This window comes from Streptococcus mitis (genome assembly GCF_002860865.1).
In the GTDB taxonomy this organism is placed as follows: Bacteria; Bacillota; Bacilli; order Lactobacillales; family Streptococcaceae; genus Streptococcus; species Streptococcus mitis_AT.
Genome location: NZ_PKIE01000009.1, coordinates 16,247 through 35,290 on the forward strand (window position 1 = coordinate 16,247; position 19,044 = coordinate 35,290).

Genomic DNA, 19,044 nt, shown 5'->3' on the forward strand with positions numbered 1-19,044 from the left:
AACGGAGGAGTACTTTATGAAAGCCTATACTTATGTTAAACCAGGACTTGCTTCTTTTGTTGATGTAGACAAACCAGTTATTCGCAAGCCAACAGACGCTATTGTGCGTATCGTAAAAACTACTATTTGTGGAACAGACCTCCATATTATCAAAGGGGATGTTCCTGCTTGCCAAAGTGGTACCATTCTTGGTCACGAAGGGATTGGGATTGTTGAAGAAGTTGGAGAAGGAGTTTCGAACTTCAAAAAAGGCGACAAGGTCTTGATTTCTTGTGTCTGTGCCTGCGGTAAATGCTACTACTGTAAAAAAGGAATTTATGCCCACTGTGAAGACGAAGGGGGCTGGATTTTCGGTCACCTGATTGATGGTATGCAGGCTGAATATCTGCGTGTCCCTCATGCAGATAACACTCTTTACCATACTCCAGAAGACTTGTCAGATGAAGCCTTGGTTATGCTATCAGACATTCTGCCTACTGGATATGAAATTGGTGTCTTAAAAGGGAAAGTAGAACCTGGTTGCAGCGTAGCCATTATTGGTTCAGGACCTGTTGGATTGGCTGCTCTTTTGACAGCCCAATTCTATTCACCAGCTAAATTGATTATGGTGGACTTAGACGATAACCGCTTGGAAACTGCTGTATCATTTGGTGCGACTCATAAGATTAATTCTTCAGACCCTGAAAAAGCTATTAAAGAAATTTATGATTTGACAGATGGACGTGGTGTGGATGTCGCTATCGAAGCTGTTGGTATTCCTGCAACATTTGATTTCTGTCAAAAGATTATCGGTGTAGACGGAACAGTTGCCAACTGTGGTGTACATGGTAAACCAGTTGAATTCGATTTGGACAAACTTTGGATTCGCAACATCAATGTAACAACTGGTTTGGTATCTACAAATACCACTCCACAATTGTTGAAAGCTCTTGAAAGTCATAAGATTGAACCAGAAAAATTGGTAACTCACTATTTCAAACTTAGTGAAATTGAAAAAGCTTATGAAGTCTTCAGTCAGGCAGCAGACCACCATGCCATTAAGGTCATTATCGAAAACGATATCTCAGAAGTCTAGGTAGTAAAAAGATTTTGGAACATAAGTAAATAGAAATTCAGTCATCCATCAGATGGCTGGATTTTTTATCGAGAAATTAAGAAATGAGCATATTTCTTTCCTTGTTTAGTGGAATTGGTTATAATATACGGTACAAAGGAATGAATGAATATGTATCGTGTTATAGAAATGTACGGAGATTTTGAACCTTGGTGGTTCTTAGAAGGTTGGGAAGAAGATATTGTAGCGAGTAAGAAATTTGACCAGTATTATGATGCTCTCAAATACTACAAAACTTGCTGGTTTAGATTGGAACAAGAATCCCCTCTTTATAAAAGCAGAAGTGACTTGATGACCATTTTTTGGGATCCAGAAGACCAACGCTGGTGTGATGAATGTGATGAGTATTTACAACAATACCATTCTTTGGCTCTTTTACAGGATGAGCAGGTTATTCCAGATGAAAAACTACGCCCAGGCTATGAAAAACAAACAGGTAAGGAAAGGCACCGTTCTTGCCGTATGAAATTAAAATAGAGGAAAAGTAACTTTTTTGGAGTTGCTTTTTTTATTTTTCCAAATCTTTGCGAATAGTATAGGTGAGGAGGTAAGTATGGTTCAAGAAATTGCACAAGAAATCATTCGTTCGGCTCGGAAAAAAGGGGCGCAAGACATTTATTTTGTCCCCAAGTTAGACGCCTATGAGCTTCATATGAGGGTAGGAGACGAGCGCTGTAAAATCGGTTGTTATGATTTTGAAAAGTTTGCGGCCGTCATCAGTCACTTTAAGTTTGTGGCAGGTATGAATGTTGGAGAAAAGAGACGTAGTCAACTTGGTTCCTGTGATTATGAATATGACCAGAAAATGGCATCTCTACGTCTATCTACTGTAGGCGATTATCGAGGACATGAGAGTTTAGTTATTCGCTTGTTGCATGATGAGGAGCAGGATTTGCATTTTTGGTTTCAGGATATTGAAGAATTGGGCAAGCAGTACAGGCAACGGGGACTTTATCTTTTTGCTGGTCCAGTCGGTAGTGGCAAGACGACCCTGATGCACGAATTGGCCAAGTCTCTCTTTAAAGGACAGCAAGTCATGTCCATCGAAGATCCAGTCGAAATCAAGCAGGACGACATGCTTCAGTTGCAGTTGAACGAAGCAATCGGGTTGACCTATGAAAATTTGATCAAGCTTTCCTTACGTCATCGGCCAGACCTCTTGATTATCGGAGAAATTCGGGACAGCGAAACGGCACGTGCAGTAGTTAGAACTAGTTTGACAGGGGCGACAGTCTTTTCAACCATTCATGCCAAGAGTATCCGAGGTGTTTATGAGCGCCTGCTGGAGTTGGGTGTGAGTGAGGAGGAATTAGCAGTCGTTCTGCAAGGAGTCTGCTACCAGAGATTAATCGGGGGAGGAGGAATCGTTGACTTTGCAAACAAAGACTATCAAGAACACCAGCCAACTAGCTGGAATGAACAGATTGACCAGCTTTTTAAAGATGGACATATCACAAGTCTTCAGGCTGAAACGGAAAAAATTAGCTACAGCTAAGCAAAAAAATATCATCACCCTGTTTAACAATCTCTTTTCCAGCTGTTTTCATCTGGTGGAGACCATCTCCTTTTTAGATAGGAGTGCCTTGTTGGACAAGCAGTGTGTGACCCAGATGCGCACGGGCTTGTCTCAGGGGAAATCATTCTCAGAAATGATGGAAAGTTTGGGATTTTCAAGTGCCATTGTCACTCAGTTATCCCTAGCGGAAGTCCATGGAAATCTCCACCTGAGTTTGGGAAAGATAGAAGAGTATCTAGATAATCTGGCCAAGGTCAAGAAAAAGTTAATTGAAGTAGCGACCTACCCTTTGATTTTGCTGGGTTTTCTTCTCTTAATTATGCTGGGACTACGGAACTATTTACTACCACAACTGGATAGTAGTAATATTGCCACCCAAATTATTGGCAATCTGCCACAAATCTTTCTAGGAATGATAGGGTTTGTTTCTCTACTTACCCTTTTAGCACTAACTTTTTATAAAAGAAGTTCCAAGATGCGGGTCTTCTCGATGTTAGCACGCATTCCTTTTCTTGGAATCTTTGTGCAGACTTATCTGACAGCTTATTATGCGCGTGAATGGGGGAATATGATTTCGCAGGGAATGGAATTAACGCAGATTTTTCAGATCATGCAGGAACAAGGTTCCCAGCTCTTTAAAGAAATCGGTCAAGATCTAGCTCAAGCCCTACAAAATGGTCGAGAATTTTCTCAGACGATAGGAACCTATCCTTTCTTTAAGAAAGAGTTGAGTCTCATCATCGAGTATGGGGAAGTCAAGTCCAAGCTGGGTAGTGAGTTGGAAATCTATGCTGAAAAAACTTGGGAAGCCTTTTTTACCCGAGTCAACCGCACCATGAATCTGGTGCAGCCACTGGTTTTTATCTTTGTGGCACTGATTATCGTGTTACTTTATGCGGCAATGCTGATGCCCATGTATCAAAATATGGAGGTAAATTTTTAACATGAAAAAAATGATAACATTCTTGAAAAAAGCTAAGGTTAAAGCTTTCACACTTGTGGAAATGTTGGTGGTCTTACTCATCATCAGTGTGCTTCTCTTACTCTTTGTACCTAATCTGACCAAGCAAAAAGAAGCAGTCAACGACAAAGGAAAAGCTGCTGTTGTTAAGGTGGTGGAAAGCCAGGCAGAGCTTTATAGCTTAGATAAAAATGAAGATGCTAGCCTAAGCAAGTTACAAGCAGATGGGCGAATCACAGAAGAACAGGCTAAAGCTTATAATGAATACTATACTAAAAATGGAGGGGCAAATCGTAAAGTCAATGATTAAGGCCTTTACCATGCTTGAAAGTCTCCTGGTTTTGGGTCTTGTGAGTATTCTTGCCTTGGGCTTATCTGGCTCTGTCCAGTCCACTTTTGCGGCGGTAGAGGAGCAGATTTTCTTTATGGAATTTGAAGAACTCTATCGGGAAACCCAAAAACGCAGTGTAGCTAGTCAGCAAAAGACAAGTTTAAGCATAGACGGACAGACCATTAGAAATGGCATTCAAAAGCTGACAGTTCCTAAAGGAATTCAAGCACCATCGGGACAAAGTATTACATTTGACCGAGCTGGGGGCAATTCGTCCCTAGCTAATGTTGAATTTCAGACCAGTAAAGGAACGATTCGCTATCAGTTATATCTAGGAAATGGAAAAATTAAACGCATTAAGGAAACAAAAAATTAGGGCAGTGATTTTACTGGAAGCAGTAGTGGCTCTAGCTATCTTTGCCAGCATCGCGACCCTTCTTTTGGGACAAATTCAAAAAAATAGGCAAGAAGAAGCAAAAATCTTGCAAAAGGAAGAAGTCTTGAGGGTAGCTAAGATGGCCTTGCAGACAGGTCAAAATCAGGTAAAGATAAACGGAGTGGAGATTCAGGTGTTTTCTAGTGAAAAAGGATTGGAGGTCTACCATGGTTCAGAACAGTTGTTGGCTATCAAAGAGCCATAAGGTCAAGGCTTTCACCTTGTTGGAATCACTGATTGCTCTCATTGTCATCAGTGGAAGTTTACTCCTCTTTCAAGCCATGAGTCAGCTCCTTATTTCAGAAGTTCGCTACCAGCAACAAAGCGAGCAAAAGGAGTGGCTCTTGTTTGTGGACCAGCTGGAGGCAGAATTAGACCGTTCGCAATTCGAAAAAGTGGAGGGCAATCGCCTCTATATGAAGCAAGATGGCAAGGATATCGCTATGGGTAAATCCAAATCAGATGATTTTCGAAAAACTGATGCCAGTGGACGAGGATATCAGCCTATGATTTATGGACTTAAATCTGCTCAGATTACAGAGGATAATCAACTGGTTCGTTTTCGTTTCCAGTTTCAAAAAGGCTTAGAAAGGGAGTTCATCTATCGTGTGGAAAAAGAAAAAAGTTAAGGCAGGTGTTCTCATCTATGCAGTCACTATGGCAGCCATCTTTAGTCTTTTGTTACAATTTTACTTGAACCGACAGATCACCCACTATCAAGACTATGCTTTGAATAAAGAAAAGTTGATTGCTTTTGCTATGGCTAAGCGAACCAAAGATAAGGTTGAGCAAGAAAGTGGGGAACAGGCCTTTAATCTGGGTCAGGTGAGCTATCAAAATAAGAAAACAAGCTTAGTGACGACGGTTCGTTCGTCTAAGAGTCAATATGAATTCATCTTTCCTTCCGTCAAAATAAAAGAAGAGAAAATAGAGAAAAAGGAAGAGGTAGCGACCGATTCAAGCGAAAAAGTGGAGAAGAAAAAATCAGAAGAGAAGCCTGAAAAGAAAGAGAATTCCTAGCCAATCAAGCTACTTTGTGCTAAACTAAAAATATGAAACATGATTTTAACCACAAAGCAGAAACTTTTGATTCCCCTAAAAATATCTTCCTTGCAAACTTGGTTTGTCAAGCAGTCGAGAAACAGATTGATCTTCTATCAGACAAAGAAATTTTGGATTTCGGTGGAGGGACGGGTCTATTAGCCTTGCCCCTAGCCAAGCAAGCCAAGTTCGTTACTCTTGTAGACATTTCTGAGAAAATGCTGGAGCAAGCTCGTTTGAAAGCGGAGCAGCAAGAAAGTAAGAATATCCAGTTTTTGGAGCAAGATTTACTGGCAAATCCCTTGGAGCAAGAGTTTGATCTCATTGTTGTTTGTCGTGTTCTTCACCATATGCCTGATTTGGATGCGACTCTCTCACTGTTTCATCAACATTTGAAGGAAGATGGACAACTCTTCCTTGCTGATTTTACCAAGACAGAAGCTAACCATCATGGATTTGATTTAGCTGAACTGGAAAACAAGCTAATTCAGCACGGTTTTTCATCTGTGCATAGTCAGATTCTCTATAGCGCTGAAGACCTGTTTCAAGGAAATTACTCAGAACTCTTTTTAACAGTAGCCCAAAAATCACTCGCCTAGTCAGGGAGTGATTTTTCTATAAGGATGGAAAAAAGAAGGGAAATTTGATAAGATAGGAATATGGATTTTGAAAAAATTGAACAAGCTTATACGTATTTATTAGAGAATGTCCAAGTCATCCAAAGTGATTTGGCGACCAATTTTTATGATGCCTTGGTGGAGCAAAACAGCATCTATTTGGATGGTGAGACTGAGTTAGAGCAGGTCAAGGAAAACAATCAGGCCCTTAAGCGTTTGGCACTTCGTAAGGAAGAATGGCTCAAGACCTACCAGTTTCTCTTGATGAAGGCTGGGCAGACAGAGCCCCTACAGGCCAATCACCAGTTTACGCCAGATGCCATTGCTTTGCTTTTGGTGTTTATTGTGGAAGAGTTGTCTCAAAAGGAGGAAATCACTATCCTCGAAATGGGTTCCGGAATGGGAATTCTAGGCGCTACTTTCTTGACCTCGCTTGATAAAAAGGTGGATTACTTGGGAATGGAAGTGGATGATTTGCTGATTGATTTGGCGGCTAGTATGGCAGATGTAATTGGTTTGCAGGCTGGCTTTGTCCAAGGAGATGCCGTTCGTCCACAAATGCTCAAAGAAAGCGATGTGGTCATCAGCGACTTGCCTGTCGGTTATTATCCTGATGATGCCGTTGCGTCGCGCCATCAAGTTGCTTCTAGTCAAGAACATACCTACGCTCATCACTTGCTCATGGAACAAGGACTTAAGTATCTCAAGTCAGATGGATACGCTATTTTTCTCGCTCCGAGTGATTTGTTGACCAGCCCTCAAAGTGATTTGTTGAAAGGCTGGTTGAAAGAGGAAGCGAGTCTGGTAGCCATGATTAGTTTGCCTGAAAATCTTTTTGCCAGTGCTAAACAATCCAAGACCATTTTTATCTTACAGAAGAAAAGTGAAACAGCAGTAGAGCCTTTTGTTTATCCACTTGCTAGCTTGCAAGATGCAAGTGTTTTAATGAAATTTAAAGAAAATTTTCAAAAATGGACTCAAGGTACTGAAATATAAAATAGATTTTGTTATAATAGATGAAAACGCTTGAAAAGGGGTATCGTGTTATGACAAAAACAATTGCAATCAATGCAGGAAGTTCAAGTTTAAAATGGCAATTATATTTAATGCCAGAAGAAAAAGTATTGGCGAAAGGTTTGATTGAACGTATCGGTTTGAAAGATTCAATTTCAACTGTAAAATTTGACGGCCGTTCTGAACAACAAATTTTGGATATCGAAAATCACACACAAGCTGTTAAAATTTTATTGGATGACTTGATTCGTTTCGATATTATCAAGGCTTATGACGAGATTACAGGTGTTGGACACCGTGTTGTTGCTGGTGGAGAATATTTCAAAGAATCAACAGTCGTTGAGGGAGATGTTTTAGAAAAAGTTGAAGAGTTGAGCTTGTTGGCTCCTCTCCACAATCCAGCTAATGCAGCAGGTGTTCGTGCCTTCAAGGAATTATTGCCAGACATCACCAGTGTAGTTGTTTTTGATACTTCATTCCACACAAGTATGCCAGAGAAAGCTTATCGCTACCCTCTCCCAACAAAATATTACACAGAAAACAAGGTTCGTAAATATGGTGCCCACGGTACAAGTCACCAGTTTGTAGCAGGAGAAGCCGCAAAACTTTTGGGACGTCCATTAGAAGACTTGAAATTGATTACTTGCCACATCGGTAATGGTGCTTCTATTACAGCTGTTAAGGGTGGTCAATCTGTCGATACTTCAATGGGATTCACTCCACTTGGTGGTGTGATGATGGGAACTCGTACAGGGGATATTGACCCAGCTATCATTCCTTATTTAATGCAATATACAGAGGACTTTAACACGCCTGAGGATATTAGTCACGTCCTTAATCGTGAATCAGGGCTTATGGGTGTTTCAGGCAAATCTAGTGATATGCGCGATGTGATTGCTGCTATGGAAGAAGGGGACCACGATGCCACTTTGGCTTATGAAATGTATGTTGACCGTATCCAAAAACATATCGGTCAATACCTTGCAGTCTTAAATGGAGCAGATGCTATTATCTTTACTGCAGGTATCGGTGAAAATTCTGCAAACGTACGTGAAGATGTTATCTCAGGTATCTCTTGGTTTGGCTGTGATGTTGATCCAGAGAAGAACGTCTTTGGCGTGACAGGAGACATCTCAACAGAGGCAGCGAAGATTCGTGTTTTGGTTATTCCAACAGATGAAGAATTGGTCATTGCCCGTGACGTTGAACGCTTGAAAAAATAAGTAAAACTAGAAAAAATATTTAGTACAAGGAGTTGGGAAAGAGATTTTTCCAGCTTCTTTTTCTGATGGAAATGTCCAAAACCTTGCTATGATTGGCTTTTTTGAAAAATATGGTATAATAGTAGTAATTTAATAGATGGAGTTGAGTTTTGAAGAAAAACTTTCGTGTAAAAAGAGAGAAAGATTTTAAGGCGATTTTCAAGGAAGGGACAAGTTTTGCCAATCGCAAATTTGTTGTCTACCAATTAGAAAACCAGAAAAACCATTTTCGAGTAGGTCTATCAGTTAGTAAAAAACTTGGGAATGCCGTCACTAGAAATCAAATTAAGCGACGGATTCGGCATATTATCCAGAATGCAAAAGGGAGTCTGGTAGAAGATGTCGATTTTGTTGTCATTGCTCGAAAAGGAGTCGAAACCTTGGGATACGCAGAGATGGAGAAAAATCTACTCCACGTATTAAAATTATCAAAGATTTACCAGGAAGGAAATGGGAGTGAAAAAGAAACTACAGTTGACTAGTTTGCTAGGACTGTCCCTATTTATCATGACAGCCTGTGCAACAAATGGGACAACTAGCGATATTACAGCCGAATCGGCTGATTTTTGGAGTAAATTTGTTTACTTCTTTGCGGAAATCATTCGCTTTTTATCGTTTGATATCAGTATCGGAGTGGGGATTATTCTCTTTACGGTCTTGATTCGTACAGTTCTATTGCCGGTCTTTCAAGTGCAAATGGTGGCTTCTAGAAAAATGCAAGAAGCTCAACCACGCATTAAGGCGCTTCGAGAACAATATCCAGGTCGAGATATGGAAAGCAGAACCAAGCTAGAGCAAGAAATGCGTAAAGTCTTTAAAGAAATGGGTGTCAGACAGTCGGATTCTCTTTGGCCGATTTTGATTCAGATGCCGGTTATCTTGGCCTTGTTCCAAGCTCTATCAAGAGTTGACTTTTTAAAGACAGGTCATTTCTTATGGATTAACCTTGGTGGTGTGGATACAACCCTTGTTCTTCCGATTTTAGCGGCAGTATTTACCTTTTTAAGTACTTGGTTGTCCAACAAAGCCTTGTCTGAGCGTAATGGTGCTACGACTGCGATGATGTATGGGATTCCAGTCTTGATTTTTATCTTTGGGGTTTATGCTCCAAGCGGAGTAGCGCTCTACTGGGCAGTGTCTAATGCTTATCAAGTCTTGCAAACCTATTTCTTGAACAATCCATTCAAGATTATCGCAGAGCGAGAGGCAGTAGTTCAGGCACAGAAAGATTTGGAAAATAGAAAAAGAAAAGCCAAGAAAAAGGCTCAGAAAACGAAATAATAAGGAGGAATCTGGTAATGGTAGTATTTACAGGTTCAACTGTTGAAGAAGCAATCCAGAAAGGATTGAAAGAATTAGATATTCCAAGAATGAAGGCTCATATCAAAGTCATTTCTCGCGAGAAAAAAGGATTTCTTGGTTTATTTGGTAAAAAACCAGCCCAAGTGGATATCGATGCTATTAGTGAAACGACAGTTGTAAAAGCAAACCAACAAGCTGTAAAGGGAGTTCCAAAACAAATCAATGATTTGAATGAGCCTGTTAAAACAGTCAGTGAAGCAACTGTTGATTTGGGTCATGTTGTAGAAGCAATTAAAAAGATTGAAGAGGAAGGCCAAGGTATTTCTGATGAAGTCAAGGCTGAAATCTTAAAACATGAAAGACATGCCAGCACTATCTTGGAAGAAACTGGTCACATTGAGATTTTAAATGAATTACAACTTGAAGAAACTGCTCTCGAAGAAGTAGAAACGCCTATTATTGAAAACCAAGCTGAGCAAACTGAAAGTCAAGAACTAGAAGACTTGGGCTTGAAGGTTGAACCGAGCTTTGATATTGAACAAGTAGCTACGGAAGTAACGACTTATGTTCAAACGATTATTGATGACATGGATGTTGAGGCCACACTTTCAAATGATTATAACCGTCGTAGCATCAATCTACAAATTGATACTAACGAACCAGGTCGTATTATCGGCTACCATGGTAAAGTTTTGAAGGCCTTGCAACTGTTGGCTCAAAATTATCTTTACAACCGCTATTCAAGAACCTTCTATATCACTATTAATGTCAATGATTATGTCGAACACCGTGCAGAAGTCTTGCAGACCTATGCTCAAAAATTGGCGACTCGTGTTTTGGAAGAAGGTCGCAGTCATCAGACAGATCCAATGTCGAATAGCGAACGCAAGATTATCCACCGTATTATTTCGCGTATGGATGGCGTGACCAGTTACTCTGAAGGTGACGAGCCCAATCGCTATGTCGTTGTAGATACAGAATAAGTAAAATCAGGGTTCTCCTGATTTTTTGCTAGCTAGAGGAGATTAAACTAATGTTGAATAAGATAATAGACTATTTAGATTTTGCTGGTTTGCAGTACCGTAATCCTGATAAAGCGAGAGAAGAACGAGAGAAAATGCTGGACTTCCGCCACAAAGGTCAAGAGGCACGAAAGGCTTTTACAGAACTGGCCAAAGTCTTTCAAGCAAGCCATACAGAATGGCAACTCCAACAGACTAGCCAGTGGATGAATCAAGCCCAGCGTTTGCGACCGCATTTCTGGGCTTATCTACAGAGTGAGGGGAAAGTGACAGAGCCTATGCTAGCCTTACGTTTGTACGGGGATCCTTCTGAGTTTGGTATTTCCTTAGAGGTCAGTTTCATAGAGCGCAAGAAAGATGAGCAAACTTTAGGCAAGCAGGCCAAGGTCCTAGAAGTTCCAGTGGTAGAAGGGATTTATTATCTAGCCTACTCTAATGGTCAAAGTCAACGGTGGGAGGCGAACGAAGAAAATCGTCGTACTTTGCGTGAGAAGGTAAGCAGTCAAGAAATCCGAAAAGTGTTAGTGAAGGCAGATGTTTCTGTGACAGAAAATTCATCTGAAGAAGATATCGTGGAAAATTTACTGAAATCTTATGATAAAATTCTTCCATTTTATCTAGCTACGAGAAACTAAGCTAATCATTAAAATATCATAAATCATACAGTCCAAGAGTGAACAGTCCGCTGTGTAATTCTTGGTCTTTTTGTTTACGCTTTCAAAGTATATAATAAACCTACAAAAACAATTAAAAAGGAGAACAATTATGGAAGTCATTTCAAGTGTTCTAAATTGGTTTTCTAGCAATATTTTGCAGAATCCCGCATTTTTCGTAGGTTTATTGGTGTTGGTAGGATACGCACTTTTGAAAAAACCTACCCATGACGTTTTCTCAGGGTTTGTTAAAGCAACAGTAGGGTATATGTTGCTCAACGTGGGTGCGGGTGGTTTGGTTACAACCTTCCGTCCGATCTTAGCAGCCCTTAACTACAAATTCCAAATTGGTGCAGCGGTTATCGACCCTTACTTTGGACTTGCTGCAGCAAACAACAAAATTGCGGCAGAGTTTCCAGACTTTGTTGGAACTGCAACTACAGCTCTATTGATTGGTTTTGGAATAAATATCTTGCTTGTGGCTCTTCGCAAGATTACGAAGGTAAGAACCCTATTTATTACTGGTCATATCATGGTACAACAAGCTGCAACCGTATCTCTTATGGTTCTATTCTTAGTCCCACAATTACGCAATGCTTACGGTACAGCAGCAATTGGTATCATCTGTGGACTTTACTGGGCAGTTAGTTCAAATATGACTGTTGAGGCAACTCAACGCTTGACTGGTGGTGGCGGATTTGCGATTGGTCACCAACAGCAATTTGCAATCTGGTTTGTAGATAAAGTAGCAGGACGCTTTGGTAAGAAAGAAGAAAGTTTAGACAATCTTAAATTACCTAAGTTCCTCTCAATCTTCCACGATACAGTTGTTGCATCTGCTACCTTGATGCTCGTATTCTTCGGAGCCATTCTTTTAATCTTGGGTCCAGACATTATGTCTAATAAAGAAGTCATCACTTCAGGAACTCTATTCAATCCTGCTAAACAAGATTTCTTTATGTACATTATTCAAACAGCTTTTACCTTCTCAGTTTACTTGTTCGTTTTGATGCAAGGTGTCCGCATGTTCGTATCTGAGTTGACAAACGCCTTCCAAGGTATTTCAAACAAATTGTTGCCAGGCTCATTCCCAGCGGTTGACGTTGCAGCTTCTTATGGATTTGGTTCTCCAAACGCTGTCTTGTCAGGATTTGCCTTTGGTTTGATTGGTCAATTGATCACAATTGTCTTGCTCATCGTCTTTAAAAATCCGATTCTTATTATTACAGGATTTGTACCAGTGTTCTTTGACAATGCAGCCATTGCGGTCTACGCTGATAAACGCGGCGGATGGAAAGCGGCTGTTATCCTATCCTTCATCTCAGGTGTTCTCCAAGTTGCTTTAGGAGCTCTCTGTGTAGCTCTTCTTGATTTAGCATCTTATGGTGGTTACCATGGAAATATCGACTTTGAATTCCCATGGCTTGGATTTGGATATATCTTCAAATACCTTGGTATTGTTGGTTATGTACTTGTGTGTCTCTTCTTGCTTGTTATTCCTCAACTTCAATTTGCCAAAGCAAAAGATAAAGAGAAATATTACAACGGTGAAGTTCAAGAAGAAGCTTAGTATCTAGAAAAGGAGAAATAAAATGGTTAAAGTATTAGCAGCGTGCGGAAATGGAATGGGTTCATCAATGGTTATCAAGATGAAGGTTGAAAATGCTCTCCGTAAGCTTAATCAAACAGATTTTACAGTCAATTCATGCAGTGTCGGGGAAGCTAAAGGTTTAGCAGCAGGATATGACATCGTAATCGCTTCTCTTCATTTGATCCAAGAATTGGAAGGGCGAACTAATGGGAAGTTAATTGGGCTTGACAACTTGATGGATGATAAAGAAATCACTGAAAAACTCAGTCAAGCACTACAGTAAAAGGTTGGAGGGGGCTGGACAGAAACTGAGAGTTATCGTTTCTGTCCTTCTCCCTCTTTAAATAAAGGAGGCAGATATGAATTTAAAACAAGCTTTAATTGACAATGACTCGATCCGACTAGGTTTAGAGGCTCACGATTGGAAAGAAGCAGTCAAGGTAGCAGTAGATCCCTTGATTGAAAGTGGGGCAATTTTGCCAGAGTATTACGATGCTATCATTGAATCGACTGAAGAGTATGGCCCTTACTATATCTTGATGCCAGGTATGGCTATGCCCCACGCTAGACCTGAAGCGGGTGTGCAAAGTGATGCCTTTTCATTGATTACCTTACAAAATCCTGTTGTATTTTCAGATGGGAAAGAGGTATCTGTTTTGTTGGCACTAGCAGCAACAAGCTCAAAAATTCACACAAGTGTAGCCATTCCACAAATCATTGCCCTGTTTGAATTAGAAGATTCTATTTCACGTTTACAGGCTTGCCAGACTAAAGAAGATGTCTTGGCGATGATTGAAGAATCTAAGGATAGCCCTTATCTCGAGGGATTGGATTTGGAAAGTTAGAAAGAGGAATAAAGAGATGACAAAAAGAATACCTAATTTACAAGTTGCATTAGATCATTCAGACTTGCAAGGAGCGATTAAAGCAGCTGTTTCTGTTGGTCAGGAAGTAGATATTATCGAAGCTGGAACTGTTTGCTTGCTTCAAGTTGGAAGTGAACTGGTTGAAGTCTTGCGTAGCCTTTTCCCAGATAAGATTATTGTGGCAGACACAAAATGTGCTGATGCTGGTGGAACAGTTGCTAAAAATAATGCAGTTCGTGGAGCAGACTGGATGACTTGTATCTGTTGTGCAACCATCCCTACTATGGAAGCAGCTCTAAAGGCTATCAAGACTGAACGAGGAGAACGAGGCGAAATCCAGATCGAGCTTTATGGCGATTGGACTTTTGAACAAGCTCAGCTTTGGCTAGATGCAGGTATCTCACAAGCTATTTATCACCAATCTCGTGATGCTCTTCTTGCTGGTGAAACTTGGGGTGAAAAAGACCTTAATAAGGTTAAAAAACTCATTGACATGGGCTTCCGTGTATCTGTAACAGGTGGTCTAGATGTAGATACTCTCAAACTCTTTGAAGGCGTTGATGTCTTTACCTTTATCGCAGGTCGTGGAATTACGGAGGCTGCGGATCCAGCAGGAGCAGCGCGTGCCTTCAAGGATGAAATCAAACGAATTTGGGGGTAAACCATGGCACGTCCAATTGGAATTTATGAAAAGGCAACCCCAACACACTTTACTTGGCTAGAACGTTTAAATTTTGCTAAGGAGTTAGGCTTTGATTTTGTCGAGATGTCTATTGATGAACGTGACCAGCGTTTAGCAAGACTGGACTGGAGCAAGGAAGAGCGCTTGGCAGTTGTCAAAGCGATTTATGAAACTGGTGTTCGTATTCCTTCTATCTGTTTTTCAGGACATCGTCGTTACCCATTGGGATCAAATGATCCAGTTCTAGAGGAAAAATCTCTGGAACTCATGAAAAAATGTATCGAATTAGCTCAGGATTTGGGAGTTCGTACGATTCAATTAGCTGGTTACGACGTTTACTATGAGGAAAAGTCACCCCAGACACGCCAACGTTTTATCAAAAATTTGAGAAAAGCCTGTGACTGGGCTGAAGAAGCTCAGGTGGTACTTGCTATTGAAATTATGGATGATCCTTTCATCAATAGCATCGAAAAATACTTGGCTGTAGAAAAAGAGATTGACTCTCCCTACCTCTTTGTATACCCAGATATTGGTAATGTATCTGCATGGCATAATGATGTCTACAGTGAATTTTATCTTGGGCATCATGCCATCGCAGCTCTCCATCTCAAGGATACTTATGCAGTGACAGAAAGTTCAAAGGGCCAGTTCCGAGATGTAACTTTTGGGCAAGGTTGTGTCAAATGGGAAGAAGCTTTCGATATTTTAAAACAAACCAATTATAATGGACCTTTCCTAATCGAAATGTGGTCTGAAAATTGTGAAACTGTAGAAGAAACACGCGCAGTCATTCAAGAGGCGCAAGCTTTTCTCTACCCACTAATTAAGAAAGCAGGTTTGATGTAAGATGAATCAAGTAATAAACGATATGCGTAAACGAGTCTGTAATGCCAATCAATCATTACCAAGACATGGACTTGTTAAATTTACCTGGGGAAATGTATCGGAAGTTAATCGCGAACTAGGTGTCATTGTTATTAAACCATCAGGCGTAGATTATGACGAATTGACACCTGAAAACATGGTGGTGACGGACTTGGATGGCCAAGTTCTAGAAGGAGATTTAAGACCATCTTCTGACCTCCCAACTCATGTGCAGTTATATAAGGCATGGCAAGAGATTGGTAGTGTGGTACACACCCATTCGACAGAAGCAGTTGGTTGGGCACAGGCTGGACGTGATATTCCTTTCTATGGAACAACCCATGCAGATTATTTCTACGGTTCAATCCCTTGCGCTCGTAGTTTGACCAAAGATGAAGTAGAAGTAGCCTATGAAAAAGATACTGGCTTGGTTATCGTAGAAGAATTTGAGCGTCGTGGTCTCAATCCTGTTGAAGTACCAGGTATTGTTGTACGCAATCACGGTCCATTCACCTGGGGAAAAAATCCAGAGAATGCTGTTTATCACTCTGTCGTACTAGAGGAAGTATCAAGGATGAATCGCTTTACAGAACAAATCAATCCAAGAGTTGAACCTGCTCCTCAGTACATTCTAGAAAAACACTACCAACGTAAGCATGGACCAAATGCTTATTACGGTCAAAAGAAATAAGAAATCGAATTGAAAAGAGGCTAGGACCTTTCGATCCAAGCCTCGCTTTTGTAATTGTAAGTATTCGTTATTAAGAGACTACTGTTGATAATTGAAATGCGTTAGTGAATGTGATACTATTATAAAGTTGTTTTCAAGGCAGTTGATTGATAGAGGAGTATGAAATATGGTACTGGATAAGGCAAGTTGTGATTTGCTTCAATATTTGATGGATCAAGAAACGTCCAAAACGATTATGGCGATTTCAAAAGATTTGAAAGAGTCAAGAAGGAAAATTTATTATCACATTGACAAAATCAATGCTGCTTTGGGTGACGAGGCGCTTCATATCATTAGTATTCCACGAATTGGTATTCACTTAACGGAAGAGCAAAGAGATGCTTGTTGTGAACTATTATCGGAAGTAGATTCGTACGATTATATCATGAGTGCGCATGAACGTATGATGATAATGTTACTATGGATAGGTATTTCTAAAGAACGTATTACGATTGAAAAATTGATGGAGTTAACAGAGGTGTCTAGGAATACTGTTCTCAATGATTTGAATAGTATTCGTTATCAACTAACTTTGGAACAATATCAGGTGACCTTGCAAGTGAGCAAGTCACAGGGATACCATCTTCATGCCCACCCTCTTAATAAAATTCAGTATCTTCAATCGCTTCTATATCATATTTTTATGGAAGAAAATGCCACTTTTGTATCTATTTTAGAAGATAAGATGAAAGAGAGGTTAGATGGTGAGTGTTTGCTTTCTGTTGAAATGAACCAATTTTTTAAGGAACAGGTTCCTTTAGTTGAACAAGATTTAGGGAAGAAAATAAATCATCATGAAGTAACTTTTATGTTGCAGGTTCTACCTTATTTGCTGTTAAGCTGTCATAATGTTGAACAGTATCAAGAAAGACATCAGGATATAGAGAAAGAATTTTCTTTGATAAGAAAAAGAATAGAGTATCAGGTGTCTAAGAAATTAGGAGAACGGTTGTTTCAAAAGTTTGAAATTTCTTTGTCAGAACTTGAAGTTTCTCTTGTAGCTGTTCTTCTCCTCTCCTATCGTAAAGATTTGGATATTCATGCAGAAAGTGATGATTTTCGGCAATTAAAACTTGCTTTAGAAGAATTTATCTGGTGTTTTGAATCACAAATCCGAATGGAGATTGAGAACAAGGATGATTTGTTAAGAAATTTGATGATCCACTGTAAAGCCTTGTTATTTAGAAAGACTTACGGTATTTTTTCTAAAAATCCTCTAACAAAACAAATTCGATCCAAGTATGGAGAATTATTTTTAGTCACTAGAAAATCTGCGGAAATTTTAGAAGGAGCATGGTTTATTCGGCTAACAGACGATGATATTGCCTATTTGACGATTCATATTGGAGGATTTTTAAAGTATACACCATCGTCTCAAAAAAATATGAAAAAAGTTTATCTTGTTTGTGATGAAGGTGTTGCGGTTTCGAGACTTTTGCTGAAACAATGCAAACTTTATTTTCCAAATGAGCAAATTGGCACTGTATTTACAACAGAACAATTTAAGAGTGTGGAAGATATTGCACAAGTTGATGTAGTGATTACTACTAATGATGATTTGGATAGCAGATTTCCGATTTTAAGGGTTAATCCTATCCTTGAAGCAGAAGATATTTTGAAAATGCTAGACTACCTTAAACACAATATATTTCGTAATGAGAGCAAAAGTTTCAGTGAAAATCTTTCTAGTCTTATTTCGTCTTATATTGTAGACAGTAAGTTGGCTAGTAAGTTCCAAGAAGAGGTTCAAACACTTATAAATCAAGAAATAGTAGTTCAAGCTTTTTTGGAAGATATTTGAAGGACAGTCCAATGATGAACACAAACCTGTGTTTTTCTTGGTCTTTTTTAGTGTTTTGAAGGGTGGTATACTAATCTCAAAGATAACAATTATATCCAAAGGAGGCAACATATGCCAAACGTCAAAGAAATTACAAGAGAGTCATGGATTTTAGCTACTTTCCCAGAGTGGGGAACATGGTTGAACGAAGAAATCGAAGAAGAAGTCGTACCTGAAGGCAACTTTGCCATGTGGTGGCTAGGCAACTGTGGTACTTGGATTAAGACACCAGGTGGTGCTAACGTTGTCATGGACCTTTGGTCAAACCGTGGAAAATCAACCAAAAAAGTGAAAGATATGGTCCGTGGGCACCAAATGGCAAATATGGCAGGTGTTCGTAAGTTGCAACCAAACTTGCGTGTTCAGCCAATGGTTATCGATCCATTTGCTATCAACGAACTAGACTATTACTTAGTTTCACACTTCCATAGTGATCATATCGACCCATACACAGCTGCAGCAATTCTCAACAATCCTAAGTTAGAGCATGTTAAGTTTATCGGTCCTTACCACTGTGGACGAATCTGGGAAGGATGGGGTGTTCCAAAAGAACGTATCATCGTTGTTAAACCAGGTGACACTATCGAATTAAAAGATATGAAGATTCATGCAGTAGAATCATTTGACCGTACTTGCTTGGTAACTCTCCCAGTGAACGGTGCTGATGAGACAGGCGGTGAACTTGCTGGCTTAGCTGTTACAGATGAAGAAATGGCTCAAAAGGCTGTTAACTATATCTTTGAAACACCAGGTGGAACCATCTATCATGGTGCAGATTCTCACTTCTCAAACTATTTTGCAAAACATGGTAAAGACTTTAAAATTGATGTTGCTTTGAATAACTATGGTGAAAATCCGGTAGGTATCCAAGATAAAATGACATCTATCGACCTTCTTCGTATGGCAGAAAATCTGCGTACCAAAGTCATTATCCCAGTTCACTATGATATCTGGTCTAACTTCATGGCTTCTACTAATGAGATTCTAGAACTTTGGAAAATGAGAAAAGATCGCTTGCAATACGATTTCCATCCATTTATCTGGGAAGTCGGCGGTAAGTACACTTATCCTCAAGATCAACACTTAGTAGAATACCATCATCCACGTGGTTTTGATGATTGTTTTGAACAAGACTCTAACATTCAATTTAAAGCTTTGCTATAATATAAAAATATTCTTTGGAGGTTATCCGTATGTTGCAT

The 19,044-nt window shown here is 39.8% G+C and carries 24 protein-coding genes; all 24 read left to right on the forward strand.

The window, feature by feature from the left end; all coding sequences use genetic code 11:
* Positions 1–16: 16 nt before the first annotated feature.
* The 24 genes from CYK18_RS09605 to ulaG all read left to right on the forward strand — a co-directional run bounded on the left by CYK18_RS09605 (position 17) and on the right by ulaG (position 19,006).
* A complete protein-coding gene (locus tag CYK18_RS09605) occupies positions 17–1,075 on the forward strand; it encodes a zinc-dependent alcohol dehydrogenase family protein (protein ID WP_101786333.1) in 1,059 nt (352 codons plus the stop codon).
* 150 nt (positions 1,076–1,225) lie between these two features.
* Positions 1,226–1,591: a DUF1033 family protein gene (locus CYK18_RS09610; protein WP_000286405.1), complete on the forward strand. Its 366-nt coding sequence runs from the start codon at positions 1,226–1,228 to the stop codon at positions 1,589–1,591.
* A 76-nt stretch (positions 1,592–1,667) separates the two neighbouring features.
* The gene (gene comGA / locus CYK18_RS09615; protein ID WP_101786336.1) at positions 1,668–2,609 is read left to right on the forward strand and encodes a competence type IV pilus ATPase ComGA; all 942 of its coding nucleotides are present in this window, start codon (positions 1,668–1,670) and stop codon (positions 2,607–2,609) included.
* The gene (gene comGB / locus CYK18_RS09620) at positions 2,557–3,573 is read left to right on the forward strand and encodes a competence type IV pilus assembly protein ComGB (RefSeq protein WP_101786338.1); all 1,017 of its coding nucleotides are present in this window, start codon (positions 2,557–2,559) and stop codon (positions 3,571–3,573) included. The genes comGA and comGB overlap by 53 nt, the downstream gene beginning before the upstream one ends.
* 1 nt (position 3,574) lies before the next feature.
* Entirely contained in the window at positions 3,575–3,901 is a 327-nt protein-coding gene (gene comGC, locus CYK18_RS09625) for a competence type IV pilus major pilin ComGC (RefSeq protein WP_101786339.1), read from the forward strand.
* Positions 3,894–4,298 carry a competence type IV pilus minor pilin ComGD gene (gene comGD, locus CYK18_RS09630; RefSeq protein ID WP_257960197.1) on the forward strand — a complete coding sequence of 135 codons (405 nt, stop codon included), beginning with the start codon at positions 3,894–3,896 and terminating at the stop codon, positions 4,296–4,298. The genes comGC and comGD overlap by 8 nt, the downstream gene beginning before the upstream one ends.
* Positions 4,261–4,563 (forward strand): competence type IV pilus minor pilin ComGE, encoded by a 303-nt coding sequence (comGE, locus tag CYK18_RS09635; RefSeq protein WP_153197443.1) that lies wholly within the window; start codon positions 4,261–4,263, stop codon positions 4,561–4,563. Before comGD ends, comGE begins: the two co-directional genes overlap by 38 nt.
* A complete protein-coding gene (gene comGF, locus CYK18_RS09640) occupies positions 4,526–4,987 on the forward strand; it encodes a competence type IV pilus minor pilin ComGF (RefSeq protein WP_101786341.1) in 462 nt (153 codons plus the stop codon). Before comGE ends, comGF begins: the two co-directional genes overlap by 38 nt.
* The gene (gene comGG, locus CYK18_RS09645; RefSeq protein WP_101786343.1) at positions 4,965–5,378 is read left to right on the forward strand and encodes a competence type IV pilus minor pilin ComGG; all 414 of its coding nucleotides are present in this window, start codon (positions 4,965–4,967) and stop codon (positions 5,376–5,378) included. Before comGF ends, comGG begins: the two co-directional genes overlap by 23 nt.
* A 32-nt stretch (positions 5,379–5,410) precedes the next feature.
* Positions 5,411–5,998: a class I SAM-dependent methyltransferase gene (locus CYK18_RS09650; protein ID WP_180948047.1), complete on the forward strand. Its 588-nt coding sequence runs from the start codon at positions 5,411–5,413 to the stop codon at positions 5,996–5,998.
* Positions 5,999–6,058: 60 nt separating this feature from the next.
* The gene (locus CYK18_RS09655) at positions 6,059–7,012 is read left to right on the forward strand and encodes a class I SAM-dependent methyltransferase (protein ID WP_101786345.1); all 954 of its coding nucleotides are present in this window, start codon (positions 6,059–6,061) and stop codon (positions 7,010–7,012) included.
* Positions 7,013–7,062: 50 nt separating this feature from the next.
* Complete coding sequence (locus CYK18_RS09660; protein ID WP_101786347.1) at positions 7,063–8,253, forward strand: acetate kinase; 1,191 nt, start codon at positions 7,063–7,065, stop codon at positions 8,251–8,253.
* A gap of 149 nt (positions 8,254–8,402) precedes the next feature.
* Entirely contained in the window at positions 8,403–8,774 is a 372-nt protein-coding gene (gene rnpA, locus CYK18_RS09665) for a ribonuclease P protein component (protein WP_000739245.1), read from the forward strand.
* Complete coding sequence (locus CYK18_RS09670; protein ID WP_219619946.1) at positions 8,749–9,573, forward strand: membrane protein insertase YidC; 825 nt, start codon at positions 8,749–8,751, stop codon at positions 9,571–9,573. Before rnpA ends, CYK18_RS09670 begins: the two co-directional genes overlap by 26 nt.
* Before the next feature lie 17 nt (positions 9,574–9,590).
* Complete coding sequence (jag, locus tag CYK18_RS09675; protein WP_101786351.1) at positions 9,591–10,577, forward strand: RNA-binding cell elongation regulator Jag/EloR; 987 nt, start codon at positions 9,591–9,593, stop codon at positions 10,575–10,577.
* A 50-nt stretch (positions 10,578–10,627) separates the two neighbouring features.
* Complete coding sequence (locus tag CYK18_RS09680) at positions 10,628–11,251, forward strand: ribonuclease P (protein ID WP_101786353.1); 624 nt, start codon at positions 10,628–10,630, stop codon at positions 11,249–11,251.
* Between the two features lie 130 nt (positions 11,252–11,381).
* Positions 11,382–12,839 (forward strand): PTS ascorbate transporter subunit IIC, encoded by a 1,458-nt coding sequence (locus CYK18_RS09685; RefSeq protein ID WP_101786355.1) that lies wholly within the window; start codon positions 11,382–11,384, stop codon positions 12,837–12,839.
* A 22-nt stretch (positions 12,840–12,861) separates the two neighbouring features.
* Positions 12,862–13,143, forward strand: a complete 282-nt coding sequence (locus CYK18_RS09690) for a PTS sugar transporter subunit IIB (protein ID WP_000241466.1) — start codon at positions 12,862–12,864, stop codon at positions 13,141–13,143.
* Positions 13,144–13,219: 76 nt separating this feature from the next.
* Positions 13,220–13,705 carry a PTS sugar transporter subunit IIA gene (locus tag CYK18_RS09695; RefSeq protein WP_023947940.1) on the forward strand — a complete coding sequence of 162 codons (486 nt, stop codon included), beginning with the start codon at positions 13,220–13,222 and terminating at the stop codon, positions 13,703–13,705.
* A gap of 16 nt (positions 13,706–13,721) precedes the next feature.
* Positions 13,722–14,387, forward strand: coding sequence for a 3-keto-L-gulonate-6-phosphate decarboxylase UlaD (locus tag CYK18_RS09700; RefSeq protein WP_042516260.1), 666 nt, complete (start codon positions 13,722–13,724; stop codon positions 14,385–14,387).
* A gap of 3 nt (positions 14,388–14,390) precedes the next feature.
* Positions 14,391–15,254, forward strand: coding sequence for an L-ribulose-5-phosphate 3-epimerase (locus CYK18_RS09705; protein ID WP_101786357.1), 864 nt, complete (start codon positions 14,391–14,393; stop codon positions 15,252–15,254).
* Between the two features lies 1 nt (position 15,255).
* The gene (locus CYK18_RS09710) at positions 15,256–15,963 is read left to right on the forward strand and encodes an L-ribulose-5-phosphate 4-epimerase (protein ID WP_101786359.1); all 708 of its coding nucleotides are present in this window, start codon (positions 15,256–15,258) and stop codon (positions 15,961–15,963) included.
* 166 nt (positions 15,964–16,129) lie between these two features.
* Complete coding sequence (locus tag CYK18_RS09715; protein WP_101786361.1) at positions 16,130–17,803, forward strand: BglG family transcription antiterminator; 1,674 nt, start codon at positions 16,130–16,132, stop codon at positions 17,801–17,803.
* Between the two features lie 111 nt (positions 17,804–17,914).
* The gene (gene ulaG / locus CYK18_RS09720; protein ID WP_001134226.1) at positions 17,915–19,006 is read left to right on the forward strand and encodes an L-ascorbate 6-phosphate lactonase; all 1,092 of its coding nucleotides are present in this window, start codon (positions 17,915–17,917) and stop codon (positions 19,004–19,006) included.
* Positions 19,007–19,044 lie beyond the last annotated feature (38 nt).

Bases quoted from the DNA above. Each gene is read 5' to 3' on its own strand.
- CYK18_RS09605 (WP_101786333.1), top strand. From the start codon at position 17: ATGAAAGCCTATACTTATGTTAAACCAGGACTTGCTTCTTTTGTTGAT.
- CYK18_RS09610 (WP_000286405.1), top strand. From the start codon at position 1,226: ATGTATCGTGTTATAGAAATGTACGGAGATTTTGAACCTTGGTGGTTC.
- comGA (WP_101786336.1), top strand. From the start codon at position 1,668: ATGGTTCAAGAAATTGCACAAGAAATCATTCGTTCGGCTCGGAAAAAA.
- comGB (WP_101786338.1), top strand. From the start codon at position 2,557: ATGGACATATCACAAGTCTTCAGGCTGAAACGGAAAAAATTAGCTACA.
- comGC (WP_101786339.1), top strand. From the start codon at position 3,575: ATGAAAAAAATGATAACATTCTTGAAAAAAGCTAAGGTTAAAGCTTTC.
- comGD (WP_257960197.1), top strand. From the start codon at position 3,894: ATGATTAAGGCCTTTACCATGCTTGAAAGTCTCCTGGTTTTGGGTCTT.
- comGE (WP_153197443.1), top strand. From the start codon at position 4,261: ATGGAAAAATTAAACGCATTAAGGAAACAAAAAATTAGGGCAGTGATT.
- comGF (WP_101786341.1), top strand. From the start codon at position 4,526: ATGGTTCAGAACAGTTGTTGGCTATCAAAGAGCCATAAGGTCAAGGCT.
- CYK18_RS09650 (WP_180948047.1), top strand. From the start codon at position 5,411: ATGAAACATGATTTTAACCACAAAGCAGAAACTTTTGATTCCCCTAAA.
- CYK18_RS09655 (WP_101786345.1), top strand. From the start codon at position 6,059: ATGGATTTTGAAAAAATTGAACAAGCTTATACGTATTTATTAGAGAAT.
- CYK18_RS09660 (WP_101786347.1), top strand. From the start codon at position 7,063: ATGACAAAAACAATTGCAATCAATGCAGGAAGTTCAAGTTTAAAATGG.
- jag (WP_101786351.1), top strand. From the start codon at position 9,591: ATGGTAGTATTTACAGGTTCAACTGTTGAAGAAGCAATCCAGAAAGGA.
- CYK18_RS09680 (WP_101786353.1), top strand. From the start codon at position 10,628: ATGTTGAATAAGATAATAGACTATTTAGATTTTGCTGGTTTGCAGTAC.
- CYK18_RS09685 (WP_101786355.1), top strand. From the start codon at position 11,382: ATGGAAGTCATTTCAAGTGTTCTAAATTGGTTTTCTAGCAATATTTTG.
- CYK18_RS09690 (WP_000241466.1), top strand. From the start codon at position 12,862: ATGGTTAAAGTATTAGCAGCGTGCGGAAATGGAATGGGTTCATCAATG.
- CYK18_RS09695 (WP_023947940.1), top strand. From the start codon at position 13,220: ATGAATTTAAAACAAGCTTTAATTGACAATGACTCGATCCGACTAGGT.
- CYK18_RS09700 (WP_042516260.1), top strand. From the start codon at position 13,722: ATGACAAAAAGAATACCTAATTTACAAGTTGCATTAGATCATTCAGAC.
- CYK18_RS09705 (WP_101786357.1), top strand. From the start codon at position 14,391: ATGGCACGTCCAATTGGAATTTATGAAAAGGCAACCCCAACACACTTT.
- CYK18_RS09710 (WP_101786359.1), top strand. From the start codon at position 15,256: ATGAATCAAGTAATAAACGATATGCGTAAACGAGTCTGTAATGCCAAT.
- CYK18_RS09715 (WP_101786361.1), top strand. From the start codon at position 16,130: ATGGTACTGGATAAGGCAAGTTGTGATTTGCTTCAATATTTGATGGAT.
- ulaG (WP_001134226.1), top strand. From the start codon at position 17,915: ATGCCAAACGTCAAAGAAATTACAAGAGAGTCATGGATTTTAGCTACT.